Origin of the sequence: Amycolatopsis sp. NPDC051758, assembly GCF_044453095.1 — a bacterium.
Lineage (GTDB): Bacteria > Actinomycetota > Actinomycetes > Mycobacteriales > Pseudonocardiaceae > Amycolatopsis.
The window spans coordinates 1,539,156-1,553,778 of record NZ_JBITCJ010000001.1 but is presented as its reverse complement, the minus strand read 5'-3'; the positions used below and the strand labels follow the sequence as shown (position 1 = coordinate 1,553,778).

19 protein-coding genes are annotated in these 14,623 nt (G+C 71.8%); 17 read left to right on the top strand and 2 right to left on the bottom strand.

Going from position 1 to position 14,623, the window contains the following annotated elements:
- The first annotated feature begins 50 nt into the window (after nucleotides 1-50).
- Entirely contained in the window at nucleotides 51-2,645 is a 2,595-nt protein-coding gene (gene clpB / locus ACIA5G_RS08100; RefSeq protein ID WP_395921489.1) for an ATP-dependent chaperone ClpB, read from the top strand.
- 203 nt (nucleotides 2,646-2,848) lie between these two features.
- A complete protein-coding gene (locus ACIA5G_RS08095) occupies nucleotides 2,849-3,613 on the top strand; it encodes a hypothetical protein (RefSeq protein WP_395921488.1) in 765 nt (254 codons plus the stop codon).
- On the opposite strand, the gene ACIA5G_RS08090 is transcribed toward ACIA5G_RS08095, so the two are convergent.
- A complete protein-coding gene (locus ACIA5G_RS08090) occupies nucleotides 3,610-4,356 on the bottom strand; it encodes a hypothetical protein (protein WP_395921487.1) in 747 nt (248 codons plus the stop codon). The genes ACIA5G_RS08095 and ACIA5G_RS08090 overlap by 4 nt on opposite strands.
- Before the next feature lie 72 nt (nucleotides 4,357-4,428).
- Between ACIA5G_RS08090 and ACIA5G_RS08085 the strand changes: the two genes are divergently transcribed.
- The 4 genes from ACIA5G_RS08085 (at nucleotide 4,429) to pyrE (ending at nucleotide 9,071) form a co-directional block, all read left to right on the top strand.
- Nucleotides 4,429-5,196, top strand: coding sequence for an SDR family NAD(P)-dependent oxidoreductase (locus tag ACIA5G_RS08085; RefSeq protein WP_395921486.1), 768 nt, complete (start codon nucleotides 4,429-4,431; stop codon nucleotides 5,194-5,196).
- A 75-nt stretch (nucleotides 5,197-5,271) separates the two neighbouring features.
- Nucleotides 5,272-6,033, top strand: coding sequence for an ABC transporter ATP-binding protein (locus tag ACIA5G_RS08080; RefSeq protein WP_395921485.1), 762 nt, complete (start codon nucleotides 5,272-5,274; stop codon nucleotides 6,031-6,033).
- Nucleotides 6,033-8,480, top strand: a complete 2,448-nt coding sequence (locus ACIA5G_RS08075; protein WP_395921484.1) for an ABC transporter permease — start codon at nucleotides 6,033-6,035, stop codon at nucleotides 8,478-8,480. The genes ACIA5G_RS08080 and ACIA5G_RS08075 overlap by 1 nt, the downstream gene beginning before the upstream one ends.
- Nucleotides 8,481-8,507: 27 nt before the next feature.
- Complete coding sequence (gene pyrE / locus ACIA5G_RS08070) at nucleotides 8,508-9,071, top strand: orotate phosphoribosyltransferase (protein WP_086671745.1); 564 nt, start codon at nucleotides 8,508-8,510, stop codon at nucleotides 9,069-9,071.
- Between the two features lie 45 nt (nucleotides 9,072-9,116).
- On the opposite strand, the gene ACIA5G_RS08065 is transcribed toward pyrE, so the two are convergent.
- A complete protein-coding gene (locus ACIA5G_RS08065) occupies nucleotides 9,117-9,302 on the bottom strand; it encodes a CsbD family protein (RefSeq protein ID WP_395921483.1) in 186 nt (61 codons plus the stop codon).
- A gap of 160 nt (nucleotides 9,303-9,462) precedes the next feature.
- Between ACIA5G_RS08065 and ACIA5G_RS08060 the strand changes: the two genes are divergently transcribed.
- The 11 genes from ACIA5G_RS08060 (at nucleotide 9,463) to ACIA5G_RS08010 (ending at nucleotide 14,604) form a co-directional block, all read left to right on the top strand.
- Nucleotides 9,463-10,026, top strand: a complete 564-nt coding sequence (locus ACIA5G_RS08060) for an RNA polymerase sigma factor (RefSeq protein WP_395921481.1) — start codon at nucleotides 9,463-9,465, stop codon at nucleotides 10,024-10,026.
- The gene (locus ACIA5G_RS08055; protein ID WP_395921480.1) at nucleotides 10,017-10,604 is read left to right on the top strand and encodes an Asp23/Gls24 family envelope stress response protein; all 588 of its coding nucleotides are present in this window, start codon (nucleotides 10,017-10,019) and stop codon (nucleotides 10,602-10,604) included. Before ACIA5G_RS08060 ends, ACIA5G_RS08055 begins: the two co-directional genes overlap by 10 nt.
- The gene (locus ACIA5G_RS08050; protein ID WP_395921479.1) at nucleotides 10,601-10,963 is read left to right on the top strand and encodes an Asp23/Gls24 family envelope stress response protein; all 363 of its coding nucleotides are present in this window, start codon (nucleotides 10,601-10,603) and stop codon (nucleotides 10,961-10,963) included. The genes ACIA5G_RS08055 and ACIA5G_RS08050 overlap by 4 nt, the downstream gene beginning before the upstream one ends.
- Nucleotides 10,960-11,256 (top strand): hypothetical protein, encoded by a 297-nt coding sequence (locus ACIA5G_RS08045; RefSeq protein WP_395921477.1) that lies wholly within the window; start codon nucleotides 10,960-10,962, stop codon nucleotides 11,254-11,256. Before ACIA5G_RS08050 ends, ACIA5G_RS08045 begins: the two co-directional genes overlap by 4 nt.
- A gap of 112 nt (nucleotides 11,257-11,368) precedes the next feature.
- Nucleotides 11,369-11,821, top strand: coding sequence for an Asp23/Gls24 family envelope stress response protein (locus ACIA5G_RS08040; RefSeq protein WP_395921475.1), 453 nt, complete (start codon nucleotides 11,369-11,371; stop codon nucleotides 11,819-11,821).
- A 2-nt stretch (nucleotides 11,822-11,823) separates the two neighbouring features.
- The gene (locus ACIA5G_RS08035; RefSeq protein ID WP_395921474.1) at nucleotides 11,824-12,006 is read left to right on the top strand and encodes a hypothetical protein; all 183 of its coding nucleotides are present in this window, start codon (nucleotides 11,824-11,826) and stop codon (nucleotides 12,004-12,006) included.
- Nucleotides 12,007-12,020: 14 nt separating this feature from the next.
- Nucleotides 12,021-12,308, top strand: a complete 288-nt coding sequence (locus ACIA5G_RS08030) for an Asp23/Gls24 family envelope stress response protein (RefSeq protein WP_395921473.1) — start codon at nucleotides 12,021-12,023, stop codon at nucleotides 12,306-12,308.
- The gene (locus ACIA5G_RS08025; RefSeq protein WP_395921472.1) at nucleotides 12,305-12,826 is read left to right on the top strand and encodes a DUF6286 domain-containing protein; all 522 of its coding nucleotides are present in this window, start codon (nucleotides 12,305-12,307) and stop codon (nucleotides 12,824-12,826) included. The genes ACIA5G_RS08030 and ACIA5G_RS08025 overlap by 4 nt, the downstream gene beginning before the upstream one ends.
- 169 nt (nucleotides 12,827-12,995) lie before the next feature.
- Nucleotides 12,996-13,553 carry an alkaline shock response membrane anchor protein AmaP gene (locus ACIA5G_RS08020; protein ID WP_395921471.1) on the top strand — a complete coding sequence of 186 codons (558 nt, stop codon included), beginning with the start codon at nucleotides 12,996-12,998 and terminating at the stop codon, nucleotides 13,551-13,553.
- Between the two features lie 293 nt (nucleotides 13,554-13,846).
- Complete coding sequence (locus tag ACIA5G_RS08015; RefSeq protein ID WP_395921470.1) at nucleotides 13,847-14,236, top strand: DUF2784 domain-containing protein; 390 nt, start codon at nucleotides 13,847-13,849, stop codon at nucleotides 14,234-14,236.
- Nucleotides 14,237-14,250: 14 nt separating this feature from the next.
- Entirely contained in the window at nucleotides 14,251-14,604 is a 354-nt protein-coding gene (locus ACIA5G_RS08010) for a VOC family protein (RefSeq protein WP_395921469.1), read from the top strand.
- The last annotated feature ends 19 nt before the right edge of the window (nucleotides 14,605-14,623 follow it).

The window sequence follows — 14,623 nt, the reverse complement described above, 5'->3', positions numbered from 1 at the left end:
CGGTCAGGCCTGTCACCACGACTTTTGATGTATCGAGCATGAGGTGAGGGATGGACGCTTTCAACCCGACCACGAAGACCCAGCAGGCGATCTCGTCCGCGGCGCAGGCGGCCACCATGGCCGGCAACCCGCACGTTTCGGCCGCCCATCTGCTGGGCGCCCTGCTGGCGCAGGGTGAGGGGCTGACCGCACCGCTGCTGACCGCGGTCGGGGCCGACCCGGGGGTGGTGCACAAGGAGCTCGAGCCGATCATCGCGGCGCTGCCGTCGGCGACCGGCGCGACCGTCTCGAGCCCGCAGTTCGACACCTTCGCCGTCAAGTCGCTGACGCACGCCCAGAAGCTGGCGACCGAGCTGGGTGACGAGTACGTCTCGACCGAGCACCTGCTCGTCGGGCTCGCCACCGAAGGCGGCCAGGTGGCCGACCTGCTCAAGCGCCACGGCGCCACGCCGGACGCGCTGCGCGAGGCGTTCGCCAAGGTCCGCGGTTCCGCCCGGATCACCAGCGCGGACCCGGAGAGCACGTTCAAGGCGCTGGAGAAGTACGGCGTCGACCTCACCGCGCGCGCCCGCGCCGGCGAGCTCGACCCGGTCATCGGCCGGGACACCGAGATCCGCCGGGTGGTGCAGGTGCTGTCGCGGCGCACGAAGAACAACCCGGTCCTGATCGGCGAGCCCGGCGTCGGCAAGACGGCGATCGTCGAGGGCCTGGCCCAGCGCATCATCGCCGGCGACGTGCCGGAGTCGCTGCGCGGCAAGCGCGTCATCGCCCTCGACCTCGGGTCGATGGTGGCCGGCGCGAAGTTCCGCGGCGAGTTCGAGGAGCGGCTGAAGGCCGTGCTCAAGGAGATCACCGACTCCGCGGGCGAGGTCGTCACCTTCATCGACGAGCTGCACACCATCGTCGGCGCCGGCGCGACCGGCGAGGGCGCGATGGACGCCGGCAACATGATCAAGCCGATGCTCGCCCGCGGTGAGCTGCGGATGGTCGGCGCGACCACGCTCGACGAGTACCGCCAGCACATCGAGAAGGACGCCGCCCTGGAGCGGCGCTTCCAGCAGGTGCTGGTCGGCGAGCCGTCGCCGGAAGACACCATCGCGATCCTTCGCGGGTTGAAGGAGCGCTACGAGGTGCACCACGGTGTCCGGATCACGGACGCCGCGCTGGTCGCGGCCGCGACGCTGTCCGACCGCTACATCACCGCGCGCTTCCTGCCGGACAAGGCGATCGACCTGGTCGACGAAGCCGCGTCCAAGCTGCGCATGGAGATCGACTCGCGGCCGGTGGAGATCGACGAGGTCGAGCGGGCCGTGCGGCGCCTGGAGATCGAGGAGATGGCGCTCGCGAAGGAGAGCGACGCCGCTTCTCTCGATCGCTTGGCGACACTGCGTGGCGAGCTGGCCGAGAAGCGCGAGACGCTGACGGCGTTGACCGCGCGCTGGCAGAACGAGAAGGGCTCCATCGAGAAGGTCCGCGAGCTCAAGGAGCAGCTGGAGCAGCTGCGCGGCGAGTCCGACCGGGCCGAGCGCGACGGTGACCTGGGCAAGGCCGCCGAGCTGCGGTACGGCCGGATCCCGGCGCTGGAGAAGGAGTTCGCGGCGGCCACCGCGGCGAACGAGGTCAGCCAGCAGAACGTGATGCTCAAGGAAGAGGTCGGCGCGGACGACGTCGCCGACGTGGTCAGCGCGTGGACCGGCATCCCGGCCGGCCGGCTGCTCGAGGGTGAGACCGGCAAGCTGCTCCGGATGGAAGAGGAGCTGGGCCGGCGTGTCATCGGGCAGAAGGAAGCCGTGCAGGTCGTGGCGGACGCGGTGCGCCGCGCCCGGGCCGGCGTCGCCGACCCCGACCGCCCGACCGGCTCGTTCCTCTTCCTCGGCCCGACCGGCGTCGGCAAGACCGAGCTGGCCAAGGCGCTGGCGGAGTTCCTGTTCGACGACGAGCGCGCGATCCAGCGGATCGACATGAGCGAGTACGCCGAGAAGCACTCGGTGGCGCGCCTGGTCGGCGCCCCGCCGGGCTACGTCGGGTACGACCAGGGCGGGCAGCTGACCGAAGCCGTCCGGCGCCGGCCGTACTCGGTGGTGCTGCTCGACGAGGTGGAGAAGGCCCACCCCGACGTCTTCGACGTGCTGCTGCAGGTCCTCGACGACGGGCGGCTGACCGACGGCCAGGGCCGGACGGTGGACTTCCGGAACACCATCCTGATCCTGACGTCCAACCTCGGTTCGCAGGCCATCGCCGACCCGAACCTGGACGAACGCCAGCGGCGGGACGCGGTGCTGAACGTGGTTCAGCGGCAGTTCAAGCCGGAGTTCCTCAACCGGCTCGACGACATCGTCGTGTTCCACTCGCTCGGAACCGAGCAGCTGACGTCCATTGTGGACATCCAGGTGGCCCGGCTGGCCGCGCGGCTGGCCCAGCGCCGGCTCAACCTGGAGGTCACCGACGGCGCCCGCGAGTGGCTCGCGCTCAACGGCTTCGACCCGATCTACGGCGCCCGCCCGCTCCGGCGGCTGGTCCAGTCGGCGATCGGCGACAAGCTCGCGAAGGAGCTGCTGTCCGGCGAGGTCCGCGACGGCGACACGGTCCGGGTCGACATCCCGGACATGGAAGCGGGTGACGCGCTGACGGTGACGCGCGTCTGAGCTGTCCAACGCCGTGAGGGGCACCTTCAGGGAAGCCAAGTCCCTGAAGGTGCCCCTCACGGCTTTTCGGCGACCGCCCGCCGTCCAAAGTGGCTTGAGATGGCGATTTGTCGACCCGGGAACGGAGAAATGGTCCGAACGGGCCCGGCGACACGGGTACCGTCGCTCATCTCTTCGGCGTAGCAGGCGATACCCTGCACGTCGTGGGTATTCCGGCGTGGATCTGGTTCGTCATCGCGGCCGTCGCCCTGGTGGCGGGCCTCGGGCTGCTCGCTGCCGACCGGGCGAAGGAGGGCTCGCGCAACCGCGAGCGCATGCGCTGGGCTCAGTTGCGCGGCTGGCAGTTCGTCGAAGAGGACGAACGGCTGCCGCAGCAGTGGTCCAACGGTGCGATCGGCTACTTCGGCGCGGACGCCGCCGTCAACGTCGTCGCGGGGTCGACCTTCACCTCCGACGGCCGCCGGCCCGTGTTCATCTTCGACATCGAGTCGGAGGGGCAGATCCCCGCGGTCGTGGTCGCCGTGCGCTGCAACAAGAAGCACCGGATCCCGATCGAGATGTGGCTGTCCAGCGTGCCGTTCCAGCGCGCCGACATGCCCGAGATGCTCGGCCCGATCGGCTCGCGTTACGCCTTCGCGGACGACGCCGACGGCGCTCGGGCTGTGATCACCCAGGAGCTCGTCGACGCCGCGGACCAGCTCGGCGGTGACGTCGGGGTGGCCTGGCTCGAGGCCGAGTGGGTGCTCGCGAGTGTCGTCCCGACCGCCGGGCCGTCGCGGCTCGAGCGGCTGCTGCGCGACCTCGGCGAGATCGCGGACATCGTCGACCCGTTCGACGAGGACTACGACGCCGGCCGTCACCAGGCGAGTGCGCCGATCCCGTCCGTGGGGGGCAACCCGCCGACCCCGGCCGCCGGGACGCCGGTCCAGCAGCCGCCCGCGGACCCGCCGGCGCCGCAGCAGGACTAGAGGTCGAGCACCGGCTGGTCGAGCACGCTCGCCGTCAGCGACTCGTGCTGGCGGAGCGTGCCGCGGACCGTGGTCGTCGAGCCGCCCTGGACCTCGGTCACGTGGTCGACGCCGAGGTCGCCGCTGATCGAGCCGGACGCCGCCGGGCCGACGGACTGGCTCGTCTTCACCAGGCCCCAGGCCGGGCCCAGCTGACCACCCAGTTCGTGCTGCTGGCCCAGGTCGAGGACCCCGGAGAGCTGGCCGGTCAAGTGCTGTTCGGACGCGGTGCCGACCGCGCCCAGCATGCCGAGGTCGACGGCCTGCCCGGACGACCGGCGCGCCGAGAGCGCACCCGTGAGGTCCCCGGAGAAGACGCCGCGCAGCCCGGTGTCGACCTGCTCCGCGTTCTCGCTGAGCACGTCGACGCCGTTGCCCAGGAAAACGCCGTGGCGGGCCCGATCGCCCGCGCCGAGGCGGTCCCCGCCGGCGGCGACGGCCTCGGCGAGGTCGGCCGCGAGCCGGACGTCGCCGAGCTGCTTGGTGACGACGTCGTGGCGGGTCGCGGACAGGGTGGTGCCGTCGTCGGTGAGCGCGCCGCTGTGCCGGTGGTCGACCGGGAGCTCGATCCGGTCGAGCGGCAGGGTGAGGTCGGACGGCGTCGCGAAGGCGGTGGCCGGGGCCGCGAAGAGCAGGGCCACGGGCGCCGCGCCGGCGGCGACCTTGGGCAGGTAGCCGCTCTTGCGCCTGCTGTGCTTACCCATGATCGCCGACGATAACCCGGGCTCGAAACGGCTGCACCTGGAGGGTCTGACCAGCGGGTATGGTTCACCCACATGACCACCACCGCCGTGATCACCGGCGCCACCGCAGGCATCGGCGCGCAGTTCGCGCGCACGCTCGCCGCCGAGAAGTTCGACCTGGTGCTCGTCGCCCGGGACACCGCGCGACTGGAGGCGTACGCGGCTGAACTGCGGGAACGCCACGGTGTCGCGGTCGAAGCGCTCGCCGCCGACTTGTCCGAAGTGGACGGACGGGCGGCCGTCGAGGAGCGGCTCGCCGCCGGTCCGGTCGACCTGCTGGTGAACAACGCCGGGTTCGGCCTGAACGGCGACTTCTGGACGATCCCGCCGGACGCGCTGCAGCGCCAGCTCGACGTCAACGTCACCGCCGTGCTGCGGCTGACCCGTGCCGTGCTGCCGGGCATGATCCGGCGCGGCCGCGGAGACATCATCCAGGTCGGCAGCGTCGCGGGCTTCTTCAGCGGCCGCGGCTCGACGTACACGGCCAGCAAGAACTGGGTCACTTCGTTCACCGAAGGCATCGCCGCGTCGCTGCCGAAGGGCGTCCGGATGATGGCCCTCTGTCCCGGTTTCACCGCGACCGAGTTCCACCAGCGGGCCGGCATCGACAAACCCGGCCCGAAAATCGCCTGGCTGGGTGTCGAACAAGTGGTCGGCGAAGCGCTCGCGGACCTGCGCCGCGGCAAGGTGATCTCGGTGCCGAGCCTGCAGTACAAAGCCGTCGTCGCGATCGGCGGACTGCTGCCGCGCGCCGTGCTGCGCCGGATCAGCGGCGGCTTCGGCGGCAAGGGCCGCACCTGAGTAGGGCTGTCCCTACCTTCGAAACGCGCGTCTGCACCAGGGAGCTTCGGGCGCTGCCTGCCTAGCGTTCTTGCCATGACAACTGGGTGGCACGAGGCAGCCGACGCGGTCCGGCTCGAAGCTGTGCGCAAGGAGTACGGCGAAGGCGTGGTCGCGCTGGACGGGGTCTCGATCTCGTTCCCGCGGGGCGGGTTCACGGCGGTGATGGGCCCGTCCGGTTCGGGCAAGAGCACGTTCCTCCACTGCGCGGCCGGCCTCGACCGGCCGACGTCGGGCCGGGTCGTGCTCGACGGCCAGGACCTCGAAGGCAAGAGCGAGACCTACCTGACGAAGCTGCGGCGCGACCGCGTCGGGTTCGTCTTCCAGGCGTTCAACCTGCTCCCGGCGCTCACGGTCGAGCAGAACGTCGTGCTGCCGCTGCAGCTGGCCGGGAAGCGCCCGGACAAGCGGCTCGTGGCACGGATCCTCGCGCACGTCGGGCTCGACGGGCGTCGTAAGCACCTGCCCGGGCAGCTGTCCGGTGGGCAGCAGCAGCGCGTCGCGATCGCGCGCGCCCTGGTCACCGACCCGGCCGTGCTGTTCGCCGACGAGCCGACCGGCGCGCTGGACACCAGCACCGCCGCCGACGTGCTCGGCCTGCTGCGCGAGTCCGTCCGGGCGTCGGGCCAGACGGTGATCATGGTGACGCACGACCCGGTCGCCGCGTCCTACGCCGACGACGTCGTGTTCCTCGCCGACGGCCGGATCGCCGGCCGGCTGGCCCGGCCGACCGCGGCCGCCGTTGCCGAGCGGATGACCCACCTGGGTGCTTGGGACCGAGCGGCGGTGCGGGTCTGATGTTCAAGCTCGCACTGCGCACCCTGCGCCAGCGCAAGGGCGCCTTCCTGGCGACGTTCGTCGCCGTGTTCTTCGGTGCGCTGATCGTCTCGGCGTGCGGTGGCCTGATGGAGACGGGCATCCGGTCCGAGACGCCGGTGCAGCGGCTGGCCGCGGCGCCGATCGTCGTCGGCGGGCAGCAGACGCTCGCGCTGCCGGAGGACGACCCGGCGACCCTCGACCCCGAGGACAAGCACAAGTTCAAGAACGCGACGCTGCCCGAGCGCGTCCGGCTCGACGCTTCGCTGGCGGACCGCCTGCGCGCGGTCCCCGGTGTCACGAGTGTGGTCGGCGAAGTCAACTTCCCGGCGCAGATCGGTTCCGCGAGCGCCCTCGGGCACGCCTGGGACTCCGCCGTCTTGACGCCGTATGCGTTGCAGGGTCAGGCGCCGCGGCCCGGCGAGGTCGTCGTCGACGCCGGACTGGGGATCCCCGTCGGCGCCACGCTGCCCGTCGCCGCGCACGGCGAGGCCGGCCAGTACCGCGTCTCCGGCATCGCGACCGCGCCGCAGCAGATGCGGGACTCGGCGGTCTTCTTCAGCACCGAGGACGCCGAACGCCTGGCCGGGCACCCGGGCAAGCTCGACACGATCGGCGTCTTCGGCGGCGACGTCGCCGCGGTGACGGCCGCGGTCGGGGACGCCGGTGTGGTCACGACCGGCACCGACCGCGGGCTCCTGGAGTTCCCGGAGGTCGACCAGAGCGGCGAAAACCTCATCGTGCTGGCCGCCGTCTCCGGCGGGCTGTCGGCGATGGTCATGGTGTTCGTCGTCGCGGGCACGCTCTCGCTGTCGACCCAGCAGCGCCAGCGTGAACTCGCGCTGCTGCGCGCGATCGGCACGACTCCCCGCCAGCTGCGGCGGATGGTCCTCGGCGAGGCGCTGGTCGTCGGCCTGCTCGCGGTGGGGGCCGCGGTGGTGCTCGGCCCAGTGCTGGGGAACTGGCTGTTCGACCAGCTCGCGGCCAACCACGTCGTCCCCGACGTGCTGCGGTTCGAGCAGGGCTGGCTGCCGGCGACGGTCGCCGCGGGCGCGTCCCTGCTGGCCGTCATCGCCGCGTCCTTCGTCGCCGGCCGTCGTGCGTCGAAGGTCCGCCCGACCGAGGCGCTCGCCGAAGCCGCCGTCGAGCGGCGCTGGCTGACGCCGATCCGGCTGATCACCGCGATCCTGTGCTTCGGCGGCGGGACGGCGCTGGGCATCGTCACGGTCGCGGTGATGACCGGCCCGGTCGCGGCCAGCACGTCCGGCCCGGCGGTGATGCTGTGGGCGTTCGGCCTGGCGGCGATCAGCCCCGGCGTCACCAAGGTGATGGCGACGTTGCTGCGCTGGCCGGTCCAGGCGATCAGCGGCGTCATCGGCCGGGTCGCGCTGCTCAACACGCGCGTCGTCGCGGTCCGGACGGCCGGCGCGGTCACCCCGATCATGCTTGCGGTCGGCATCGCGACCGCCAACATCTACCTGCAGACGACCCAGGAAGCCGTCTCGAACCAGGCGTACACCGAGGACCTGCGGGCGGACGCCGTTGTCGGCTCGCCGATCGGCCTCGATCCTTCGGTGGTGAACCGGGTCCGCGCGGTCCCCGGGGTGGCCGGCGCGTCGGAGTACGCCACGAGCACGGTGTTCATCGAGAAGCCGTTCGACTCGAACCAGGACAAGGACGGCTGGCCCGCCATCGGGGTCAGCGAGCTGACCGGGACCACGATCACGGTGCCGGACACGCTCGGCCGCCACGTCGGCGACACCCTGTCGCTGCGGTTCGGTGACGGCACCCCGGTGGACGTGCGGGTGGGGGCGGTCGAGAAGCAGCGCGCCGGGTTCGAGAGCCTCGTCCTGCCCGCCGGACTGCTGGCGCCGCACACGACGCTCGGGCTCGCTCCGCAGCTGCTGGTCCGCGCCGCTCCCGGCGTCGACCCGGCGACGCTGACTTCGCGCCTTCGCGAGGCGACAGCGGGGTTGCCGGTCCAGGTCGGCGACCGTGCCGTGCTGATCGCGGCGCACGCGAAGGGCAACGAGGTCGGCGCCTGGGTCAACTACCTGCTCGTCGGCATGATCATCGCCTACACCGTGATTTCGGTGGTGAACACACTGGTGATGGCCACCGGCAAACGCCGCCGCGAGTTCGGGCTGCAGCGGCTGAGCGGGTTCACCCGCGGCCAGGTGCTGCGGATGGCCGGCGTCGAAGGCGGGCTGATCGCGACCATCGCGATCCTGCTCGGCACGGCGACTGCGGCCGGCGCGATCGTGCCGTTCTGCCTGGTGGTGACCGGTTCGCTGCTGCCGTCGGGGCCGATCGCCGTCTACCTGGTGGTGCTCGCGATCGCCGTGGTGCTGGCCCTGGTGGCGATCCTCGTCCCGGCCTGGGCGGCGACGCGCGGGCGTGCGGTCGACGCCACATCCATCGGAGAGTGACCACGGCCGTGTGTAAGACTCACGGCCGTGGCGAACCCCGGGTTGGATCAAGCGGCGAAACTCGAACTGGCCAGGCTGGTCACCGATCTTTCCGTGGTGCACGGAAAAGTGACCCTGGCGTCCGGCAAGGAAGCCGACTACTACATCGATCTCCGGCGGGCGACGCTGCACCACGCGGCCGCGCCGTTGATCGGCAAGCTGCTGCGCCAGCTGACGGCGGACTGGGACTACGTGGCGGCCGGCGGCCTGACGCTCGGCGCCGACCCGGTCGCGCTGGCGATGCTGCACTCCGCGGCCACGGACGGGGTTGTGCTCGACGCGTTCGTCGTGCGGAAGTCCGTCAAGGAACACGGCATGCAGCGCCGCATCGAAGGCATGGAGGTCCGGGGGCAGCGCGTGCTGGCCGTCGAGGACACCTCCACCACCGGCGGCAGCGTGCTCGAAGCGGTCGCGGCCCTGCGTGAAGCGGGCGCGAACGTGATCGGCGTGGTGACGGTGGTCGACCGCGACACCGGGGCGCGGGAGGCCATCGAGAAGGAAGGCCTCGAGTACCGCTACGTCCTCGGCAAGGACGACCTCGGCCTGGACTGACGCCGGATCCGGGGACCACCGCGGTGGTCCCCGGATCCGCTCGGCTCACTTCTTGAACAGGTCCTTCGCGGCGTCCTTGACGTTCTCGACCGCGCCCTTCAGACCCGCCTTCGCCTGGTCGGTCTGACCTTCGGCCTGCAGCTGCTCGTCGCCGGTGGCCGAGCCGGCCGCCTCCTTGGCCTTGCCGCCCAGCTCTTCGGCCTTGTTGCTGATCTTGTCGCCCAGCGACATGGGGCACCTCCTCCTCCGACGGCGCCCCGGCGGGGCGCCCTGGTGGTGGAAGGACCACCGAGGCGCGTGATCGTCACGGACTCGCCCCGGTGAGCACCGTCACCCACAATCAGTGCGTGACGTTTTCCGTGCCCCGGTGTCCTCCTGCAGAGGAGGTGCCGTGACGACCAGCGCGGAGCCCGCAACGCCGCTCGACGACGCGACCCTCGTGGGCCGCGCGCGGGACGGTGACGTCCGGGCGTACGAGCAGCTCGTGCTGCGCTACCAGGGCCAGATGTTCCGGCTCGCGGTGAAGATGCTCGCCCACCGCGGGGACGCCGAGGACGTCGTGCAGGAGGTGTTCCTCAACGCCTGGCGCAAGCTCGACCAGCTCGGCGAGGACGCGGCGTTCGTCGGGTGGCTCTACCGGGCCACCACGAACCGCTGCCTGAACACGATCCGTGCGCGCCGGCCACAGGCCGACGTCGACCTGGACACGGCCGAGTCGCCGCGGGCGGACCTCCAGCCGGAGCGGGCCGCGCAGGTGAGCGGCCAGCTCGCGGCGTTGAACGCGGCGCTGGCGCAGCTGACCCCGGACCAACGGGCGTGCTGGCTGCTGCGGGAGGTGCACGGCCGGTCCTACGAAGAGATCGGCGAAGTCGTCGGCGCGAACACGACCGCGGTGCGCGGCCGGATCGCGCGGGCCAGGGCCCAGCTGGCGGAGGTGATGAAGCCATGGCGATGACGGACTACGAGCTGCCCTGCGAACGTGATGTCGAGCAGGTGTGGGAACGGCTGGACGCGGTCGGCGCCGGGCTGGCCGACGAGCACGAGCTGACCTGCCCGCACTGCCGAGCCGCGCGGGAGAGCCTGCTCGCGCTGCGCGAGGCCACATCGGAACTGGTGGCGGAGGAGGACGCGCCGTCCCCGGACCTGTTCGGCCGGATCATGTCGGCGGTCCGGGCCGAGGTGCGGCGCGACCGGATGGTGCGGCTGCCGACCCCGGAACCCGGGTTCGTGGAGATCAGCGAGCAGGCGGTGGCGGCGGTGCTGCGCTATGCGGCGGACACCGTCGACGGCGTCCGCGCGCGCCGTTGCCGGGTGCGGACCGGCGAAGACGGCGTGGTCGAAGTGGACCTCACCCTTGCGGTGAGTTTGCGGAACGCTACCGGCGGTGAAGCGTTGGCGCAGGTGCGGGAGCGGGTGACCGCGGCGGCCGCGGCCCGGGTGGGGCTGACGCTGGCGAGGCTCGACCTGCTGGTCGACGACATCTTTGAGGAAGACACAGCTGCGGAAGACACTGCCGGGGAGCCAGGGGAATGAGCGTGGAGTACGTCATCGCCGATCCGGTGATCGCCAGCGTGGCGGCCAGGGCGGCGATCACGACGCCGGGCGTGGTGCGCCTCGAACCGGGCCTGCGCGGCCTGGTGACGGCGTGGACGCGGGCGGCCCGCCAGCGGTGGAAGGGCCTCGACCCGGCTCCGGCGGACGGCGTCCGGGTCCGCACGACCGACGGCCGGGTGAGTGTGCACGTCGACCTGGTCACGGCGAAGGTCGACCAAGCCGCGGCGGTGGGCCGGGCGGTGCAGCGCGCGATCGGCCGCTCGGTGACGTCGCAGACGGGCCTGGTCGTCGACGAGGTCTCGGTGTCCATCATGGACATCGAGCCGGCGTCCCGGTGACCGCGAACGAAGCCGTCGAGAAGATCGTCGGCGCACTCAGGGCGGTCGACGGCCTCCGCCCGGCAACCCCGGTTTCCCCGGAGACGACGTGGCTACCGGTGGACTGGGAGGGCATGGCGGTGGACCTGAGCCCCGAGCTCGTCCAGATCCGCCTGATCGCCACCCGGCTGCCGATCCCGCCGTTGCTGGACCAGGCGGCCGAGCTGGTGCGGCCGGTGCTGGCGGGCACGGAGTGGGAGAAGGCCCGGCTGCGCCTGGTGGTCACCGACGTCGACGGCGCGGCCTTCGTCTGACCGCCGAGAGCCACGTCACACGATCGAGCGAGTGACGATCTCCCCACCACGGGGTCCTTACCTACGAACAAGGCAGAAAGCCTTGAGGCACAGGACATCCAGGGAGGACCTCATGACCGCGACGGCCGAGAAGAACACCACCGTGGCCACCACCACGAAGACCGACACCGCGCTCGTCACCAAGCAGGGCACCACCACCATCGCCGACACCGTCGTCCAGAAGATCGCCGGGCTCGCCGCGCGCGAAGTCACCGGTGTGCACGCCCTCGGCGGTGGCGCCGCCCGTGCGCTGAGCGCCATCCGCGACCGCATCCCCGGCGCGTCCGCCAGTGTCGGCCAGGGCGTCTCGGTCGAGGTCGGCGAGAAGCAGGCCGCGGTCGACCTGCAGATCCTCGTCGAGTACGGCGTGGCCATCGCGGATCTCGCGCGGGCCGTGCGCCGCAACGTGATCACCGCGATCGAGCAGATGACCGGGCTGGAGGTCGTCGAGGTGAACATCAACGTCAACGACGTCCACATCCCCGGGGACGACGACGAGCCCGTCACCAGCGACCGGGTGCAGTGACGATGAACGCCACCCTGATCGGCCTGCTCTACGGCCTCGCCCTCGGTTTTGCCGCCGGTTTCGGCGGGTTCGGCGCCTTTGTCGCCGTGCTCGTGCTCGGCGGGATCGGCCTGCTGGCCGGCCGCTGGCTCGACGGCAAACTCGACCTGTCCGCCCTCGTGGGCGCCGCGCGCGATCGGAGGTAACCGTGGAACGCGGAGTGACCACCGTGGAACCGCGGGCGGTGCGGCGGATCGCCGCGCACGCCGCCCGTGAGGTCGACGGCGTCGCCGGGGACGTCACCGCCGAGGCCACTGTGGACGGATCATCGACCACAGTGGACGTTCGACTCCCGCTCGCCTACCCGGCGCCGATCGCGGCGACAGTCGAGAAGGTCCGGGCGCACCTGCTCGACCGCACGACGGAACTGACCGGGCTCGACACGAGCCGGGTGGACATCACGGTCGCGCTGACGCGGCCGGAGCAGCCTCGCCGGAGGGTCCGGTGAGGCGGCCCCGGCGGAGCGTGCCGGCGGTGGTGACCGCGCTCGTCCTGCTCGCGGCGTGCGCGCTGGTCGTGACGGCGCTGGTGCAGCGCCTGCTCGGCGAGCAGCCGCTGCTGTCCTACGACGCGGTCGCCGCCCGCGTGCACAACACCGCCTGGAACGAACTGCCCGTGCTCGTCGGGGGCGGGGCAGCGGTTCTGGCGGGAGTGGTGCTGCTGGCGGCGGCCGTGCTCCGGGGCCGCCCGGTGGTGCTGCCGTTGGCGCCGGCGCCGGGTTTCGACACCGGCACGACGCGCCATGGCCTGCGGACGTCGCTGCGCGCCACGGCAGCGCAGGTCGACGGCGTCGCGGCGGCGGGGCTGAAGCTCGGCCGCCGCACGGTGAAGGTGCGGGTGAAGACCAACCGCACGAATACCGAGGGGCTCGCGGACGCGGTCCGGTCCGCGGTGCAGGGGCGGCTCGACGGGATCGAGCTGGCGCGGCCGCCGAAGGTCCGGGTCCGAGTGAGGAGCGCGCGATGAGGCGGCCGGCGATGCTCGCCCGGTACTCGTCCGCTCCGCTCGGCCCGGCCACCGAGGGCCGGGTTGGGGTACGCGCAGCTCGCCCGGCCCGGCCCGAAGGGGAACCGGCCGGTGATGCCCGGCCCCACCTCGCTCGGCCGCTGCAGCCACCAAAACCAGGAGGTCCGCGATGAACCGCCCCGCCGCTCTCAACCGCACCCTCCTCGCCCTGATCGGCCTGGTCCTCCTCGCCGCGGGCGGGTTCGCGCTGGCCACGCACTTCGGCCGGCTGCGCGTCCTCGACCCGTCAGCACCCCTCGTCCCGGGCGACGCACCCCCGCCGACCTGGGTGTTCTGGGTGGCGATCGCCGTCGCGGTGCTGCTCGGCCTGCTGTGCCTCCGATGGCTCGCCGCACAGGCGTTCCGCAGGCCGAAGACCGTCGCCTGGCGGAGTGACGGCACCACCGGCGCGACCGTGCTGGACTCGGCGACCGCCGCCGCTCCGTTCGCGGCCGACGTCGAGAGTTACGAAGGCGTCCGGACCGCGTCGGCTTGGCTCTCGGGGCCGCGGGAAGCGCCGGAGCTGCTGCTGATCGTCACCACCGATCGGGACACCCACGCCGCCGCTGTCCGGGAGCGGGTTGCCGAGCACGCCGTCCCGCGGCTGCGGCAAGCCCTCGAGGTCGACACCCTGCCGGTCCGCCTGGAAATTCGGCTGACCGCGAAATCCGGGGTCCGGGCCCGGTGAGCCGGGCGTAGCGTCCACCCCATGGAAGAGCCGCCTGACGAGCCGAAGCGCCCGTCCGACCCGAACCGGAAGAAACCGGACGGCGCGCCCGACCAGTACCCCCACGAGGAACCGACGAAGTACCCCGCGAAGCGCCCGCCGGAATTCCCACCGGGTGTGACGCCTCCGTCACCGCCCAGGTGAACCAGTTGCTCCGGTGGGTTGAACATCACAGCTCTGGGCATCCTTGAGGGCGGCCGATCCCGATCACCGGAGTAAAGTCGCTGGTAGGGGGTCGGTGAAGGGGGCGTGTGGTGGCGAAGTTCCTGGCCGAAGTGACCGTTGCGGTGCACCTGCTCGCCCTGTTGCTGATCGGGCTCGGCGGGTTCGTCGCCTGGCGCTGGCCGAAGCTGATCTTCGTCCACATGTTCGCGGCGGCCTGGGGCATCCTCGTCAACGTGACACCGGTGCCGTGCCCGTTCACCGCGCTGGAGAACTACTTCCGCCACCAGCAGGGCCTCGGTGACCTGCCCGGCGGCTTCAACGCCTACTACCTGTACGACACGGTGTTCCCGAAGTCGTGGCTGCCGGCGATCGGCATCATCGCGATCGCCCTGGTGGCCTACTCCTACGTCGGTGTGTACCAGCGCTGGCGCCACCACCACGAGGAAGAGGCCCAGGCGCACCCGGTCCACCTCGGCTAGGGCACCATCAGGCCATGGAACGTGTGCTCGGCATCGGTGGGTACTTCTTCCGCGCCGCGGATCCGGCGGCCCTCGGCGCCTGGTACCGCGACTTCCTCGGCCTCGACGCCGACGAGAGCGGTACGTGGCAGCAGGAGCCGGGCCCGACGGTCTTCGCGCCGTTCGACGCCGGGACCGACTACTTCGGATCGCCGTCCCAGCAGGCCATGCTGAACTTCCGGGTCCGTGACCTCGACGCCATGCTCGTGCAGCTCCGCGAGAAGGGCGCCGACGTGGCCGACGAGACCCAGGACATGGACGGCATCGGCCGCTTCGGCTGGGTCACCGACCTCGAGGGCAACCGCATCGAGCTTTGGCAGTCCGCCTAGGGCGCCACTCGCGGGTGGG